A 14,667-nucleotide genomic window follows, 5' to 3' on the forward strand; every position below is an offset into this window, starting at 1 on the left:
GTTGTTCTTGGTACGACGTTGCAGCACCTGGATGGCACGGCGGATTTCCTCGTCGCGGCCGATCACCGGGTCGAGCTTGCCCAGGCGCGCCCGCTCGGTCAGGTCGAGGCAGTATTTCTTGAGTGCTTCACGCTGGCCTTCGGCATCGGCGCTGTTCACGCCCTGCCCGCCACGCACCGCTTCGATCGCGGCTTCGAGCGACTTGCGCGTCAGCCCGTTGCCGCGCGCGATGTTGCCGATCTCGGCCTTGCTGTCCGCCACGGCGAGCAGGAACAACTCGCCGGCAATGAACTGATCATTGCGCTTGATGGCTTCCTTCTCGGTCGCCTGCAGCAGCTTGTTGAGATCCGGCCCGACCTGCACGACATCGTGCCCCTGCACCTGCGGCAGCTTCTTGATCGCGGCCTCGGCGGCCTGCACGAGGCCGGGCACGTTGGCACCGGCGCGCTCGAGCACCGCGCGCGGACCTTCGTCCTGGCGCAGCATCGCGAGCAGCAGGTGCACCGGCTCGATATAGGCGTTGTCATTACCCAAGGCGAGCGACTGGGCGTCGCCGAGGGCTTCCTGGAATTTGGTGGTGAGTTTGTCTTGGCGCATGGCTTGATTCCTGCATTCAAAATAGGGCTGTTGCGCGGCGATTCAAGGGCCAATCTCGCCCGGCCGCCTTCTTTCATTCATCACTGCTCTGGAGTCGATCATGGTCTTTTCAAGACGAGGCGCCCTGTTGCGCGGCATGCGGGGCGCGCTGGCGCTGGCTGCGCTCACCGCGTTCACGGGCCTCGCACAGGCGCAAAGCGGCACGCCGATCCGCCTGCTCGTCGGCTTTCCGGCCGGCGCCGGCACCGATGCCATTGCCCGCCTCTTGAGCGAAAAGCTCAAGGACGAACTGGGCGTACCGGTCGTCGTCGAAAACCGCGCCGGCGCCGGCGGGCAGATTGCCGCGCAGGCGCTCAAGGCCGCGCCTGCCGACGGCCACACGCTGCTGCTGTCTCACGACCACACCATCTCGATCCTGCCGCAGGTCGTAAAGAACCCGGGCTTCAATTCGGCCACCGATTTCGTGCCCGTGGCCGGCTTCGCGAGCTTCGCCAATGTGCTCGCAGTCTCGGGCGGCACGCCGGCCAAGACCTTCGACGAGTACCTGAAATGGGTCAAGACCCAGCGCGCCGGCAAGGACACCATCGGCGTGCCCGCACCCGCATCGATTCCGGAGTTTCTGGTCAAGATGATCTCCGACAAATACAAGCTCGACATCCAGTCGGCGCCCTACCGCGGAAGTGCGCCGCTGACGGCCGACATGCTCGGCAACCAGATCAGCGCCGGCATCGCCTCGGTGCCCGACTTCATCGAGAACCACCGCGCCGGCAAGTTGCGCATCGTCGCCACCATCGGGGCCAGGCGTCAAGCCCTGTTGCCGCAAGTGCCAACCTTTACCGAACTGGGTTTCGCCAACCTCGACGACCTGCCGTACTACGGCGTGTTCGCCCCGGTCGGCACGCCGCAGGCCTCTATCGACCGCTTCGGCACCGCGCTGCAGAAGGTCCTCGCCATGCCCGAAGTGCGCGACAAGCTCACGAACATGGGCCTCACCGTCGGCTACGAATCGCAGGGCCAGTTCGCCGGCCGCGTGCGCACCTATACGCAAGCGTGGGAGCGCATCATCCAGGCGAGCGGGTTCAAGGCGCTGTAAGTGCTGCCATTACCATCGCACCGTCACAACGAAGAGGAGACATGCGTGGAAATCAAGTCGCTGGCCGCCACTCTCGCCGTCGCATTGCTGGCAGGCGCGTGCACGTCGACTCCACGGGTCGTCGCGCCGACATCGGCCGCCGAAGTGGGCGAGTTTCGCGCGGGCACTGGCATTCTGAAAGGCTATCTCTCGCCCGCCGAATTGCCAGACAGCCTGGCGCTGCTGCCGCCGCCACCATCCGCGGACTCGCCCGTCCTGGCGGCCGACACCGCGACTTTCCTCAACCTCACCAAGCTGCAAGACACGCCACGCGGTGCCATGGCGGTGAAGGATGCTGATCTGCATTTCCCGGAAGCCGCATCGACTTTTTCCTGCGCATTGGGCGTCCAGATCTCCGAGCAGGCGACACCCAATCTCAACATGCTGCTGCGTCGCACGCTGACCGACACCGGACTGGCCACCTACAAGGCCAAGGACAAGTACGTGCGCACCCGGCCCTTCGTCATGTACCAGACCGCCACCTGCACGCCGAAGGAAGAAGCTTCCCTCGCGAAAGACGGGTCCTATCCGTCAGGGCATTCGGCGATCGGCTGGGGCTGGGCGCTGGTGCTGGTCGAACTGGCGCCTGACCGCGCCGACGCGATCCTGCAGCGCGGCCGCGCTTTCTCGCAGAGCCGCGCCATCTGCGGCGTTCACTGGCAGAGCGATATCGAGGCCGGCCGCCTGGTCGGTTCCGCCGCGGTGGCACGCCTGCACGGCAACGCTGTCTTCAACGCACAGATGGCCGCGGCCAAGGACGAGATCGTCAAGGCCCGTGCGGCCGGCACGCCGCAGTCGGCTGCATGCGCGGCAGAAGCAGCGACCATCGCGGGTTCAAGCTCGATGGCGCCCTGATCGCACCGGACGCAACGGCGGTCAGCGCGCGTTGCCCGCCTCGATGCCCCAGCGCGCCAGCGCCTTGTCGTCGGCCACGCGCGCATCGACCCAACGGGCGCCTTCGGGCGTCTGTTCCTTTTTCCAGAACGGCGCCTGGGTCTTGAGGTAGTCCATCAGGAACTCGCAAGCCTCGAAACTCTGTCCGCGGTGCGCCGCAATAACGGCGACCATCATGATCTGGTCCAGCGGCTGCAGCAGCCCGACACGATGCACCACGCGCGCCCCGAGGATTCCGAAGCGCCGCTGCGCCTCATCGATCATGGCTTCGATCGCCTTCTCGGTCATGCCCGGATAGTGCTCCAGTTCCATCGAAGCCACGGCGGAACCGTCATTGCGGTCACGCACCGTGCCGACGAAGCTGCAGACCGCGCCCACGCGCGTGTCGTTCCCGCGCAGGGCTGCCAACTCCGCGGACAGATCGAAGTCGTGTGTCTGAATGGATACGCGCGGTGCCTGGCTCATGGGCAAATTGTGGCACTTGCGCCGCGGCGGTAGTACATTGCAACGCATGTCCTCCCGGTTCCTGCAGTGCCCATCGCCTTCGCCCGAAGGCCTGGACGTTGCTCGCCTGACTGGGAAAGCCAAAAAACCAAAGCTCGTCTGACCGGAGCCGCGGTTCCGTCGTCGGATGAGCGACGGAGCCAGCAGGAGCCTTCCGGTTCCCCATGTGTTGATGTGCGCGCATCCGACGGTGGTTCATTCCATCGGTCGCTTCCTGAAAGGAAATTGCGTGTCCATCATCTCTCCGACTCCTCCCGATTTTTCCGGCCTGTGGGTGCCGCTCGTCACTCCGTTCAACGGCGATGCGGTCGACCACGCGGCGCTGCGAGCGCTCGTGCAACGGCTGGCGCCCGAGGGCATTGCCGGCACGGTCGTCTGCGGCTCCACGGGCGAGGCGGCAGCGCTCGACGAAGACGAGCAACTCGCCGCCCTGGCCACCGTGACAGAGGCGGCGCCCGATTTGCCACGCATCATGGGCATCTCCGGCTACCACTTGGGCCAGACGCTGGCCTGGGTCCGGCGACTGCATCGCGAGCCGCTGGCCGGCCTGCTGGTCCCGCCGCCGCACTACATCCGTCCGTCGCAGCAAGGCTTGACGGCCTGGTTCACCGCCATCGCCGAAGCGAGTGCAGCGCCCGTGTTGATCTACGACATCCCCTACCGCACCGGCGCCACGCTGGAGCGCGAGACCCTCCTCGCGCTGGCAGCCCACCCCAACATCGCCGCGGTCAAGGACTGCGGCGGCGATGCCGACAAGACGCGCGCGCTCATCGCCGATGGCCGCCTGCAAGTGCTTGCCGGTGAAGACGCGCAGATCTTCAGTACGGTCGCCGAAGGGGGGGTCGGCGCCATCGCAGCCAGCGGACACCTGCAAACCGCGCGCTTCGTCCAGGTCATCCGATTGCTGCAGGAAGGCCGGATCGCCGAGGCACGCGCACTGTGGCAACCGCTGTTGCCGTTGATAGAGCTGATGTTCGCCGAGCCGAACCCGGCACCGCTCAAGGCAGCACTGGCGATGCAGGGGCTGATGAACGACGCGTTGCGCGCGCCGATGACCGCAGCCAGCGAAACGGTGCGCGACCGCCTGCAAGCAATACGAGCGCACCTTGCGTAGCATCGCGGTGCCGACCCGCAGCGCCTGCCTGCGGAACCGCGCACCACCCCCAATCCTTTCGGAGACACCATGAGCGACCACAGCGATGCAGTCTTGTTCCAGCAGATGCGCGACGAATTGTTCGTTGCCGCCGTTGGAGACGTGCTCGACACGATGGGCTACCAGCACCAGTTCCTGCCGGCCGGCATCATGCCGCTGGACAAGAACATGCGCATCATCGGCCGCGCCATGCCGGTACTGGAGGCAGACGTCATCAACGACGGCACACGCTCGAAGGGGCCGCTGTCGGGCAAGCCTTTCGGCCTGATGCTGGAAGCGCTCGACGACCTGAAGCCGGGGGAGATCTACATCGCCACCGGCGCGTCGCTGCGCTATGCGCTGTGGGGCGGCCTGATGTCCACGCGCGCCCAACACCTGAAAGCGGCGGGCGTCGTTCTCGACGGCTACGTGCGGGACGCCAACGAGATCGAGAGCCTCGGCTTCACGGTGTTCTGCCGCGGCACCTATGCGCAGGACCAGGGCGTGCGCGGACAGGTCATCGACTATCGCTGCACCATCGAGATCGACGGCGTGCGGATCGCGCCCGGCGACCTGCTCTTCGGCGACCGCGAAGGCGTGATCGTCATCCCGCGCGCCGTGGAGGCCGACGCCGTCGCAAAGGCGCTGGAGAAAGTACGCACCGAGAACAAGGTGGCCGACGCGATTCGCGGCGGCATGAGCGCCTGCAAGGCGCTGGAGACGTTCGGCGTGATGTGAGGCAATGGGCCGGCGGGCAATCCACCGTCCGCCCAAGCCGTTCGGCGCGCCCGGGCCCTCGGGTCCGCCCCTCCAGGCTGCTTGGGCCTATCCGCCCGTCACCGGCGGAAAGAACGCAACCTCGCCACCATCCTTCGGCGCCGCGTCCTCTGCGCTCATCAACTGGTCCAGTGCCATGCGCACGGCCTTGCCGCGCGCGAGCGCCGTCGCGTAAGGCTCGCCGCGCGCGATCAACTCGTCGCGCAGCGCGGCCAGCGTCAGCGCATTCGTTTCGAGTGTCTCGCTGCCCTTGCCCAGGGCCTCGCGCACCGACGCAAAGTAACGCACCGTGATCCGCATCATGCGAGCAGCGACTCAAAGGGAATGAACTGCACCATGTCGCCCGCCTTGAATGGCTGGCCCGCGGGCGTGTCGATGACGCCATCGCCCCAGACAGCGGACGTCAGCACGCCCGAACTCTGGTTTCCGAACAGGTCGAGCCCGCCCTTCGCATTGCGACGTGCGCGCAGGAACTCCCGGCGCTTGTCGGCGCGGGGCCAATCGAAGTCTGCCCGCAGGGCGACCGGTTGCGGCGCTACGCGCGTCGCGCCCTGCAACGTCAGCAGGAACGGACGCACCAGCAGCAGGAAGGTCAGGAAGCTCGACACCGGATTCCCCGGCAACCCCGTCACGTGCGCCTTGCCGATGCGCCCGTACGCGAAGGGCTTGCCGGGCTTCATCGACAACGACCACAACTGCAGTTCGCCCAGTGCCTGCACAGCGGCCTTGATGTGGTCTTCCTCGCCCACCGAGACGCCGCCGGTCGTAATGATCACATCGTTGCTTTCCGCGGCGCCGCGCAAGGCCTCGATGGTCGCTTCGCGGTTGTCGGGCACGATGCCAAGGTCGTTGACCTCGCAACCCAGCCGGTGAAGCAACGCGCGCATGAAGAAGCGGTTGGAGTTGTAGATCGCGCCGGGCTTCATCGCCTCGGGCGCCACCTCGCCGGGCATCACCAGTTCATCGCCCGTGGACATCAGCGCGACACGCGGACGCACGGCCACCTGCAGCCGGTCCAGGCCCACGCTGGCGGCCAGGCCCAGCCCGGCCGGCGACAGGCGTTCGCCACGCGAGAGCACCACATCGCCGCTGGCGACGTCTTCACCCGCTCGGCGAATCCATTGACCGGGCGCCGGTACAAGTTCGATCTGCACGCGGCCCAACGCGCCTTCCTCCGGCAACGCAGTCGTGTCCTCCTGCATGACCACCGCATCGGCGCCCGCAGGGATTTGCGCGCCGGTAAATATGCGCGCGGCCGTGCCCGCCGCCAGCGGCACGCCAACCACGCCGGCGGGAATGCGCTGCGCGACCGTGAGCACCGCACCGAGCGTGCCGCAGTCGGCTGCGCGCACCGCGTAGCCGTCCATCGAACTGTTGTCGCGCGGCGGGACGGTGAGGCCGGAGATCACGTCCTGCGCCAGCACGCGGCCATCCGCCTCGAACGTCGACACACTCTCGCTACCGAGCACCGGCAGGGCCTTCGCAAGAAGGCTGGCCAGCGCCTCGTCGAGCGGAATCAATGGGGGGCGTTTGGATGGGACAGCGTCAGACATCGTGAGGGGAGTTGTATTCGAAGCGCGCGCCGCTGTCGATCAGCCACTGCCCGATGGCCTCGACGTCGTCGAGGTCGAACACGGGCAGGCTGGTGGGCACCGGCAGCTTGTCGGGCGTATCGCAAGCGATGGCCACCACGAAGTCATCCTCGACGAAACGCGCAGGCCGCGGCGCCTCGCCCGCTGTGGCGGCTCGCCAGACCTCGAGTTTCTTCAGGTCGCTGTGCTTGAAGCCTTCGACCAGGACCCAGTCGACGCCATCGTCCAACTCGGCAATGAGTTGATGCACCGACAGTTGCGCCGGCTGCTCGAACTCACGCATCAAGGCCAGACGCCGGTCCGATGCCACGACCACCTCGAACGCGCCGGCCTCGCGATGACGGTAGGTGTCCTTGCCGGGATGGTCGATGTCGAACTTGTGATGCGCGTGCTTGACGACCGACACGCGCAGCCCGTGCAGTCTCAGCACCGGAATCAGGCGTTCGAGCAGAGTCGTCTTGCCCGCCCCTGAATAGCCGGCGAAGCCGATCACTTTCATGTCGCGGAATGGGCACGGCGGCCCACGTCAATCACAGTGCGCGGCAATGTAGGCTTTGACCGCCCCGGCATCCGCAGGCAGCGACGTCACGCGCTTGGGCAAGTCCTCGATGCCGACGAAGCGCTTCGGCCGATCGGGCTCGTGGCCCAATGCTTCGACGATGGTCTCGGCAAACTTGATCGGCAGCGCAGTCTCCAGCACCACCATGGGCACGCCCGGCGTCAGGAATTCGCGCGCGGCCTTGAGCCCGTCGGCCGTGTGCGTGTCGATCAGCGTGGCGAAGCGCTTGTCGGTGTCGCGGATGGTGTCCAGCCGGTCGGCATGCGTGCTGCGGCTGCTGCGAAAGCCGAAACGCTCCGCAGCCTGCGCGAAAGCCGCATCCTTGCCCAGGTCGAAGCGGCCTGCCTTGCCGAGTTCGCCTTCGAACAATCCGCGCAATTTGGCACCATCGCGCCCCAGCAGGTCGAACACGAAGCGCTCGAAGTTGCTGGCCTTGCTGATGTCCATCGATGGGCTCGACGTCTCGTGCGTGTCGGCAGCCGAGCGCACGCGATAGACGCCGGTGCGGAAGAACTCGTCGAGCACGTCGTTTTCGTTTGTGGCCACGACCAGCGTGTGGATCGGCAAGCCCATCATGCGGGCCACGTGGCCTGCGCAGACGTTGCCGAAGTTGCCCGACGGGACCGTGAAACTCACGGGCTTGCCGTTGTTCGCCGTCGCCTGGAAATACCCGGCGAAGTAGTAGACAACCTGTGCGAGCAGGCGCGCCCAGTTGATCGAGTTGACCGTACCGATCTTGTATTTGCGCTTGAAGTCGAGGTCGTTCGACACGGCCTTCACGATGTCCTGGCAATCGTCGAACACGCCGGCGACAGCGATGTTGTGGATGTTCGCGTCCTGCAGGCTGAACATCTGCGCCTGCTGAAACGGACTCATGCGGCCTTCGGGCGAGGTCATGAACACGCGCACGCCGTGCTTGCCGCGCATCGCGTATTCAGCGGCGCTGCCGGTATCGCCGCTGGTCGCGCCGAGGATGTTGAGCTCTTCGCCGCGGCGCGCCAGTTCGTACTCGAACAGGTTGCCGAGCAACTGCATTGCCATGTCCTTGAACGCGAGCGTCGGGCCGTTCGACAGCGCTTCGAGGTACACACCGTCCTCGAGCTCGCGCAGGGGCACGATCTCTTCGGTGCCGAAAACTTCGGCCGTGTACGTCTTCGCGCACAGCGCCTTCAGGTCGGCGGGCGGAATGTCGTCGATGTAGAGCGACAGGACTTCGAACGCCAGTTCGTGGTACGGCAGATTGCGCCATTTCGCCAGCGTTGCGGCATCGACTTGCGGATAGCGCTCCGGTAGGTAGAGCCCCCCATCGGGCGCCAGGCCTTCCAGCAGGATGTCGCAAAACTTGCGCGGCGTGGCGTCGCCGCGAGTCGAGAGGTAACGCATCAGCTCAACTCTTCCTTGCGGATCCGCACGATCGGCGCCAACACCGTCGGCAGCGCCTGCAGTTCGGCCAGCGCATCGTCGACCGTGCCTTCGCGCGTGTCGTGCGTGAGGATGATCAGGTCGGTCTGGGTCGAGCCTTCGCCGCCCACTTCATCGGCCTCGCGCTGCAACACCGCATCGATGCTGATGCCCGCATTGGCCAGCAAGCCCGTGACCTTGGCGAGCACGCCAGCCTCGTCGGCCACGCGCAACCGCAGGTAATAGCTCGTGATCACTTCGCGCATCGGCAGCACGTCGAGGTGATCGTTCATCGCGTTCGGGTGGAAGGCCAGATGCGGTACGCGCTGCGCCGCATCCGCCGTGTGCAGGCGCGTGATGTCGACCAGGTCGGCGATCACGGCACTGGCGGTCGGTTCACTGCCGGCGCCCTTGCCGTAGTACAGGGTGGTGCCGACGGCGTCGCCATGCACCACCACTGCGTTCATCGCGCCCTCGACATTCGCAAGCAGGCGCTTGGCCGGCACCAGGCTGGGGTGCACGCGCAGTTCGATGCCGTTCTTCGCGCGCTTGGTCACGCCCAGCAGCTTGATGCGATAGCCGAGCTGCTCTGCGTACTTGATGTCCTGCGCCGCGAGCTTGGTGATGCCCTCGATATGGGCCTTGCTGAACTGCACCGGAATACCAAACGCGATCGCGCTCATCAGCGTGACCTTGTGCGCAGCGTCCACGCCTTCGATGTCGAAGGTGGGATCGGCTTCTGCATATCCCAGGCGTTGCGCTTCCTTCAGCACCGTGGCGAAGTCCAGCCCCTTGTCGCGCATCTCGGAGAGGATGAAGTTGGTCGTGCCGTTGATGATCCCGGCGATCCACTGAATGCTGTTCGCAGTCAGGCCTTCCCGAAGCGCCTTGATGATCGGAATGCCGCCCGCCACCGCCGCTTCGAACGCGACCATCACGCCCTTCTGCTGCGCCGCCTCGAAAATCTCGGTGCCGTGCACCGCAAGCAGCGCCTTGTTGGCCGTGACCACGTGCTTGCCCATGGCGATGGCCTCCATCACCAGTTGCTTCGCAATGCCATAGCCGCCGATCAGCTCGATGACGATGTCGATGTCCGGATTGGCAATCACGGCACGCGCATCGCTCACCACCTGCACGCCCTCGCCAACGGCGGCCTTGGCACGCGCGGTGTCAAGGTCGGCCACCATCGTGATTTCGATGCCGCGGCCGGCGCGGCGCTTGATTTCTTCCTGGTTGCGCTTGAGCACATTGAACGTGCCGCTGCCGACGGTGCCGATGCCCAGAAGGCCGACCTGGATGGGTTTCATGGATTCAGTCATTTCGATTGCGATAGCGCTCTAGGAATCTGGCGATGCGGTTCACCGCTTCGCGGAGGTCTTCTTCATGGGGAAGGAACACGATGCGGAAGTGGTCGGGAGTGGCCCAGTTGAAGCCGGTGCCCTGCACCAGCATCACCTTGGTTTCCTTCAGCAATTCGAGGAAGAACTGGCGGTCGTCCTCGATCGGGTAGATCTTCGGGTCGAGCTTGGGGAACATGTACAGCGCCGCCACCGGCTTGACGCAGGTCACGCCTGGAATCGCAGTGATCAGTTCATAGGCGAGGTCGCGCTGGCGCCGCAGCCTTCCCCCTTCCGCGACCAGGTCATTGATGCTCTGGTAGCCACCCAACGCCGTCTGGATGGCCCACTGCCCCGGCACGTTGGCACACAGGCGCATGTTCGAGAGCATGTTGAGCCCCTCGATGTAGTCCTGCGCGCGCTTCTTGTCACCCGACACCACGACCCACCCCGCGCGATAGCCGCACGACCGGTAACTTTTCGACAGCGAGTTGAAGGTGAGCGTCACCACGTCCGTGCTGAGACTGGCAATGGCGGTGTGCTTGACGCCGTCGTACAGCACCTTGTCGTAGACCTCGTCCGCAAAGATCACCAGGCTGTGCTCGCGCGCAATCGCGATGATGCCCTTCAGCAACTCGACCGAATACAGCGCGCCCGTCGGGTTGTTGGGGTTGATGACAACGATGCCCTTGGTGCGCGGCGTGACCTTCGCGCGGATGTCGTCCAGGCTCGGCATCCAGCCATCGGCCTCGTCGCAGATGTAGTGCACCGGCTTGCCGCCCGACAAGCTCGATACGGCCGTCCACAGCGGATAGTCGGGGGCCGGCAACAGCAGTTCGTCGCCGTCGTTCAGCAGCGCGTTGGTCGCCATCGCGATCAGTTCGCTGGCGCCGTTGCCCAGGTAGATATCGTCGAGCGTGACGCCGGCAATACCCTGCTTTTGCGTTTCGTGCATCACTGCCTTGCGCGCCGCGAAGATGCCCTTGCTGTCGGAGTAGCCCGCCGAGGCCGGCAGGTTGCGGATCATGTCCTGCTGGACTTCCTCGGGCGCATCGAAGCCGAAAATCGCGAGGTTGCCGATATTCAGCTTGATGATCTTTTGACCCTCTTCCTCCATCTGCTTGGCCGCATCCATGATCGGACCACGGATGTCGTAGAGCACATTGGCCAGCTTGGTCGATTTCTTGAGCGTTTTCAAAGGCCCTCCCGGGCGGCTTGTCACTGGGGAAAACCTATAATTTGACCACAGTTCCGCACCCCGCCTGATGAAGCTACAGCCCGACAAATCCGACACTCAAACCATCACCGCTCATGGCCCGGGCTGGGTCGCCATCAACAACGAGAAGATCGAGCACAGCGTCGTGGTCGGCTCGCGCGGCGAACGCTTCGCCTGGGACTGCAAAAGTTTCGAGGACTTGAATTCCGGGCATTTCGCGCAATTTGCATCTCTCGGGGCCGAGCTTGTGATCTTCGGCAGCGGGGTTCGAATCCGCTTCCCCCAGCCGCAATGGTTGCGGCCGTTGATGGCTTTGCGCACCGGGGTGGAGACGATGGACACCGCGGCCGCTTGCCGGACCTACAACATCCTGGCGGGCGAAGGCCGGCATGTGCTCGCGGCTCTGCTTGTCGAGAGCCCGTCGACGGGCGATCGAAGCGTTTCAGGGTAAAATTATCGGTTGCGAAAAGGCTGGCGGACGCGTTGCGAGCTCCAAAAGCCGTCCCGGTGGCTTTCGATAAGCAACGGCCAATCTTCCCTCGGGAACCATAACGGAGAAAACAAGTTTCATGGCGATCGTTGTTAACAAACCCATTCCCGAATTCGAATCCAACGCGACCGGCGGCATCAAGGTATCGAACACTTCCCACCTCGGCCACGTGCTGGTGATGTACTTCTACCCCAAGGACAACACGCCCGGCTGCACGACGGAAGCCATGCAGTTCCGTGATCGCTACAAGGATTTCGAGAAGGCCGGCGCCACCGTGTTCGGCGTCTCGCGAGACAACATGAAGTCGCATGACGAATTCAAGGCCAAGCTCGAACTTCCCTTCGAACTCATCGCCGACACGGAAGAAAAAATGTGTCACATGTTCGGCGTCGTCAAGAACAAGATCATGTACGGCAAGAAGGTCAAGGGCATCGAGCGAAGCACCTTCCTGATCGGCGCCGATGGCATCCTCAAGGCCGAGTGGCGCGGCCTCAAGGTTCCCGGTCACGTGGACGACGTGCTCAAGGCCGTCAAGGCACTTAAGAAAGCCGCCTGAAACAATATGTTTCATTCTCGCCACGAGCGAGATTGACGCGGCGATGCGGCGTGTATAGTGGTCTCATGCCGTTGATCGCAACAACCGCGCTCCCCGAACAAAGCCGCCCGGCTCGCCAGGCGGCTTTTTAATTTTCTGCTTCCCAATTTTTTGCGAGCACCCCACTCCATGCCCTTGCCCCCCGCCCCCACGAAACGCGCAGCAATCCTTTCGCCCGACGCGCTTGATGCCCCTGCGCATTCGTCGTCCAAGGCACCGCGGCGCAGCAGCGGCAGCCGGCATGCGGAGGAAGCACGGGGCGCAGCATCGCGGCCGCTGGAGTTGTTCGACAGCCATGGGCGCGATGCCGGTGGTGCAGCGCTGACCGAACCCCTGCAACAGATCGAAACCAAGCCTCGCCCCGAGGCAGCGGCGGAACACACCGTCGAACGTGCGCCCGAACCGACCCAGGCCCGCCTGGAACGCGAATCCACCACCGTCGCGACGCCGGTTCCTGCCGCGCGTCCCAAGGCCTCCCAGCAAGAAGGCCGCGCCCGTCGCGCCAAATCGAACGGCCCGGCCAAGCTGTTCGTGCTCGACACCAATGTGCTGCTGCACGATCCGATGTGCCTGTTCCGCTTCGAGGAGCATGACATCTACCTGCCGATGATCGTTCTCGAAGAACTCGACGGCCACAAGAAGGGCACCACCGAAGTCGCGCGCAACGGGCGCCAGACCAGCCGCACGCTCGATGCCCTGGCGGGTGCCAAGGGTGCCGACATCGCCAAGGGTCTCAGGCTGGACACGACGGGCCACACCGGCGCCGGCGGAAAGCTGTTCTTCCAGACCGAAGTGATGGACTTCTCGCTGCCGAGCAGCCTGCCGCAAGGCAAGGCCGACAACCAGATCCTCGGCGTGGTGCACGCGCTGCGCGACTTGTATTCGGAGGACCGCCCCGGTCATCCAAGGCAGGAAGTGGTGCTGGTGTCGAAGGACATCAATATGCGCGTCAAGGCGCGCGCGCTCGGCCTTGCCGCTGACGACTACCAGAACGACAAGACACTGGAAGACGGTGACCTGCTCTATTCCGGATCGCTCGCGCTGCCGGCCGACTTCTGGACGCGCCAAAGCAAGACAGTCGAAAGTTGGCAATCCGGCAGCACGACTTTCTACCGGATCACCGGCCCGATCGTGCCGAACCTCTTCATCAATCAGTTCGTCTACTTCGAAGCCCCCGGCGAGCCAAGCATGTACGCGCGCGTCACTGAAATCCGCGACAAGACCGCGGTGCTCAAGACGCTCAAGGACTACAGCTCGGCCAAGAACGCGGTATGGGGCGTGTCGACGAAGAACCGCGAGCAGAACTTCGCGATGAACGTGCTGATGGATCCGGAGATCGACTTCGTCACGCTGACCGGCACGGCCGGCACCGGGAAGACGCTGATGGCGCTTGCCTCGGGCCTCACGCAGGTGCTCGACGACCGGCGCTACACGGAGATCATCATGACCCGCGCCACGGTGAGCGTGGGCGAGGACATCGGATTCCTGCCCGGCACGGAAGAAGAGAAGATGGGTCCGTGGATGGGCGCGCTCGACGACAACCTCGAATTCCTGGCCAAGGGCGACGGCGGCAGTGCCGGCGAATGGGGCCGCGCGGCCACCAACGAACTGATCCGCTCGCGTATCAAGATCAAGAGCATGAACTTCATGCGCGGCCGTACCTTCCTCAACAAGTACGTGATCGTCGACGAGGCGCAGAACCTGACGCCCAAGCAAATGAAGACGCTGATCACCCGCGCCGGCCCCGGCACCAAGATCATCTGCATGGGCAACCTGGCGCAGATCGACACGCCCTACCTCACCGAAGGCTCGTCAGGCCTCACGTTCGCGGTCGACAAGTTCAAGGGCTGGCCGCACGGCGGGCACATCACCCTGGCACGCGGCGAGCGTTCGCGACTGGCGGACTTTGCGAGCGAAGTGCTCTGACGCGCTGAATCCCGCTCAGCCCGCGTGTGCCTCATGGGCCCTCGCGGGCTTTTTTGCGTCTGATTGACAGGCTACTGACAATACGCTGTCAGTAGCACCCTCGCACCATCAATGCTCCCTTCCAACAAAAGAGAGTTTGAAATGAGCAACGCCATCAGCTGGTTCGAAATTCCCGTCGCCGACATGGACCGCGCGCAGCGCTTCTACGAGACGGTGCTCGGCCGCACGCTGCGCCGCGAAGACTTCGGCGGACAGATCCTGGCCGTGTTTCCCTACGACAATCCCGCGACCGGTGGCTGCCTGCAGGCCGGCGCCAACGTCAGCGCGGCGGCCGGCAGCGGCATCCGCATCTATCTCGATTGCATGCCGAGTCTCGACGCGGTGCTGGCGCGAATCGAGAATGCAGGCGGCAAGATCGTGTCGCCCAAGATGGCGCTGCCGCCCGGCATGGGCTTCATCGCCCACCTGCGCGATACCGAAGGCAATGAAGTGGGCCTTCACGCACTGGCCTGAGC

16 protein-coding genes are annotated in these 14,667 nt (G+C 64.7%); 8 read left to right on the forward strand and 8 right to left on the reverse strand.

What is annotated here, in order from left to right; all coding sequences use genetic code 11:
- The coding region (locus WKW80_RS24605) for a Clp protease N-terminal domain-containing protein (RefSeq protein WP_340366201.1) at positions 1 to 597 on the reverse strand (597 nt) is incomplete at its 3' end.
- 100 nt (positions 598 to 697) lie between these two features.
- On the opposite strand from WKW80_RS24605, the gene WKW80_RS24610 reads away from it, so the two are divergent.
- Positions 698 to 1,690, forward strand: a complete 993-nt coding sequence (locus WKW80_RS24610; protein ID WP_340366202.1) for a Bug family tripartite tricarboxylate transporter substrate binding protein — start codon at positions 698 to 700, stop codon at positions 1,688 to 1,690.
- A 45-nt stretch (positions 1,691 to 1,735) separates the two neighbouring features.
- Positions 1,736 to 2,584, forward strand: coding sequence for an acid phosphatase (locus WKW80_RS24615; protein WP_340366203.1), 849 nt, complete (start codon positions 1,736 to 1,738; stop codon positions 2,582 to 2,584).
- A gap of 21 nt (positions 2,585 to 2,605) precedes the next feature.
- Here WKW80_RS24615 and WKW80_RS24620 read toward each other — a convergent pair whose 3' ends face one another.
- Positions 2,606 to 3,088, reverse strand: a complete 483-nt coding sequence (locus tag WKW80_RS24620; protein WP_340366204.1) for a molybdenum cofactor biosynthesis protein MoaE — start codon at positions 3,086 to 3,088, stop codon at positions 2,606 to 2,608.
- Positions 3,089 to 3,362: 274 nt separating this feature from the next.
- On the opposite strand from WKW80_RS24620, the gene dapA reads away from it, so the two are divergent.
- Both dapA and WKW80_RS24630 read left to right on the forward strand, forming a co-directional pair.
- Positions 3,363 to 4,241, forward strand: a complete 879-nt coding sequence (gene dapA, locus WKW80_RS24625; RefSeq protein ID WP_422822959.1) for a 4-hydroxy-tetrahydrodipicolinate synthase — start codon at positions 3,363 to 3,365, stop codon at positions 4,239 to 4,241.
- Between the two features lie 69 nt (positions 4,242 to 4,310).
- A complete protein-coding gene (locus WKW80_RS24630) occupies positions 4,311 to 4,997 on the forward strand; it encodes an RraA family protein (protein WP_340366206.1) in 687 nt (228 codons plus the stop codon).
- Between the two features lie 87 nt (positions 4,998 to 5,084).
- On the opposite strand, the gene WKW80_RS24635 is transcribed toward WKW80_RS24630, so the two are convergent.
- The 6 genes from WKW80_RS24635 to WKW80_RS24660 are packed head-to-tail and all read right to left on the reverse strand — an operon-like array spanning position 5,085 to position 11,123.
- The gene (locus tag WKW80_RS24635) at positions 5,085 to 5,336 is read right to left on the reverse strand and encodes a MoaD/ThiS family protein (RefSeq protein ID WP_340366315.1); all 252 of its coding nucleotides are present in this window, start codon (positions 5,334 to 5,336) and stop codon (positions 5,085 to 5,087) included.
- Positions 5,336 to 6,589 (reverse strand): molybdopterin molybdotransferase MoeA, encoded by a 1,254-nt coding sequence (locus WKW80_RS24640; RefSeq protein ID WP_340366207.1) that lies wholly within the window; start codon positions 6,587 to 6,589, stop codon positions 5,336 to 5,338. Before WKW80_RS24640 ends, WKW80_RS24635 begins: the two co-directional genes overlap by 1 nt.
- Entirely contained in the window at positions 6,582 to 7,127 is a 546-nt protein-coding gene (gene mobB, locus WKW80_RS24645) for a molybdopterin-guanine dinucleotide biosynthesis protein B (RefSeq protein ID WP_340366208.1), read from the reverse strand. The genes WKW80_RS24640 and mobB overlap by 8 nt, the downstream gene beginning before the upstream one ends.
- Before the next feature lie 27 nt (positions 7,128 to 7,154).
- Complete coding sequence (thrC, locus tag WKW80_RS24650; RefSeq protein ID WP_340366209.1) at positions 7,155 to 8,570, reverse strand: threonine synthase; 1,416 nt, start codon at positions 8,568 to 8,570, stop codon at positions 7,155 to 7,157.
- Entirely contained in the window at positions 8,570 to 9,895 is a 1,326-nt protein-coding gene (locus WKW80_RS24655) for a homoserine dehydrogenase (protein WP_340366210.1), read from the reverse strand. Before WKW80_RS24655 ends, thrC begins: the two co-directional genes overlap by 1 nt.
- Before the next feature lie 4 nt (positions 9,896 to 9,899).
- Positions 9,900 to 11,123 (reverse strand): pyridoxal phosphate-dependent aminotransferase, encoded by a 1,224-nt coding sequence (locus tag WKW80_RS24660; protein ID WP_340366211.1) that lies wholly within the window; start codon positions 11,121 to 11,123, stop codon positions 9,900 to 9,902.
- Between the two features lie 67 nt (positions 11,124 to 11,190).
- Between WKW80_RS24660 and WKW80_RS24665 the strand changes: the two genes are divergently transcribed.
- The 4 genes from WKW80_RS24665 to WKW80_RS24680 all read left to right on the forward strand — a co-directional run bounded on the left by WKW80_RS24665 (position 11,191) and on the right by WKW80_RS24680 (position 14,665).
- Positions 11,191 to 11,592, forward strand: a complete 402-nt coding sequence (locus tag WKW80_RS24665) for an Mth938-like domain-containing protein (protein ID WP_340366212.1) — start codon at positions 11,191 to 11,193, stop codon at positions 11,590 to 11,592.
- A gap of 118 nt (positions 11,593 to 11,710) precedes the next feature.
- On the forward strand, positions 11,711 to 12,187 hold the full coding sequence (locus WKW80_RS24670) for a peroxiredoxin (RefSeq protein WP_340366213.1): 477 nt from the start codon (positions 11,711 to 11,713) through the stop codon (positions 12,185 to 12,187).
- Between the two features lie 168 nt (positions 12,188 to 12,355).
- Positions 12,356 to 14,152: a PhoH family protein gene (locus WKW80_RS24675; protein ID WP_340366214.1), complete on the forward strand. Its 1,797-nt coding sequence runs from the start codon at positions 12,356 to 12,358 to the stop codon at positions 14,150 to 14,152.
- 141 nt (positions 14,153 to 14,293) lie between these two features.
- The gene (locus WKW80_RS24680) at positions 14,294 to 14,665 is read left to right on the forward strand and encodes a VOC family protein (protein WP_340366215.1); all 372 of its coding nucleotides are present in this window, start codon (positions 14,294 to 14,296) and stop codon (positions 14,663 to 14,665) included.
- Positions 14,666 to 14,667: the final 2 nt, after the last annotated feature.

Origin of the sequence: Variovorax humicola (assembly GCF_037889915.1) — a bacterium.
Taxonomy (GTDB): Bacteria; Pseudomonadota; Gammaproteobacteria; order Burkholderiales; family Burkholderiaceae_C; genus Variovorax; species Variovorax humicola.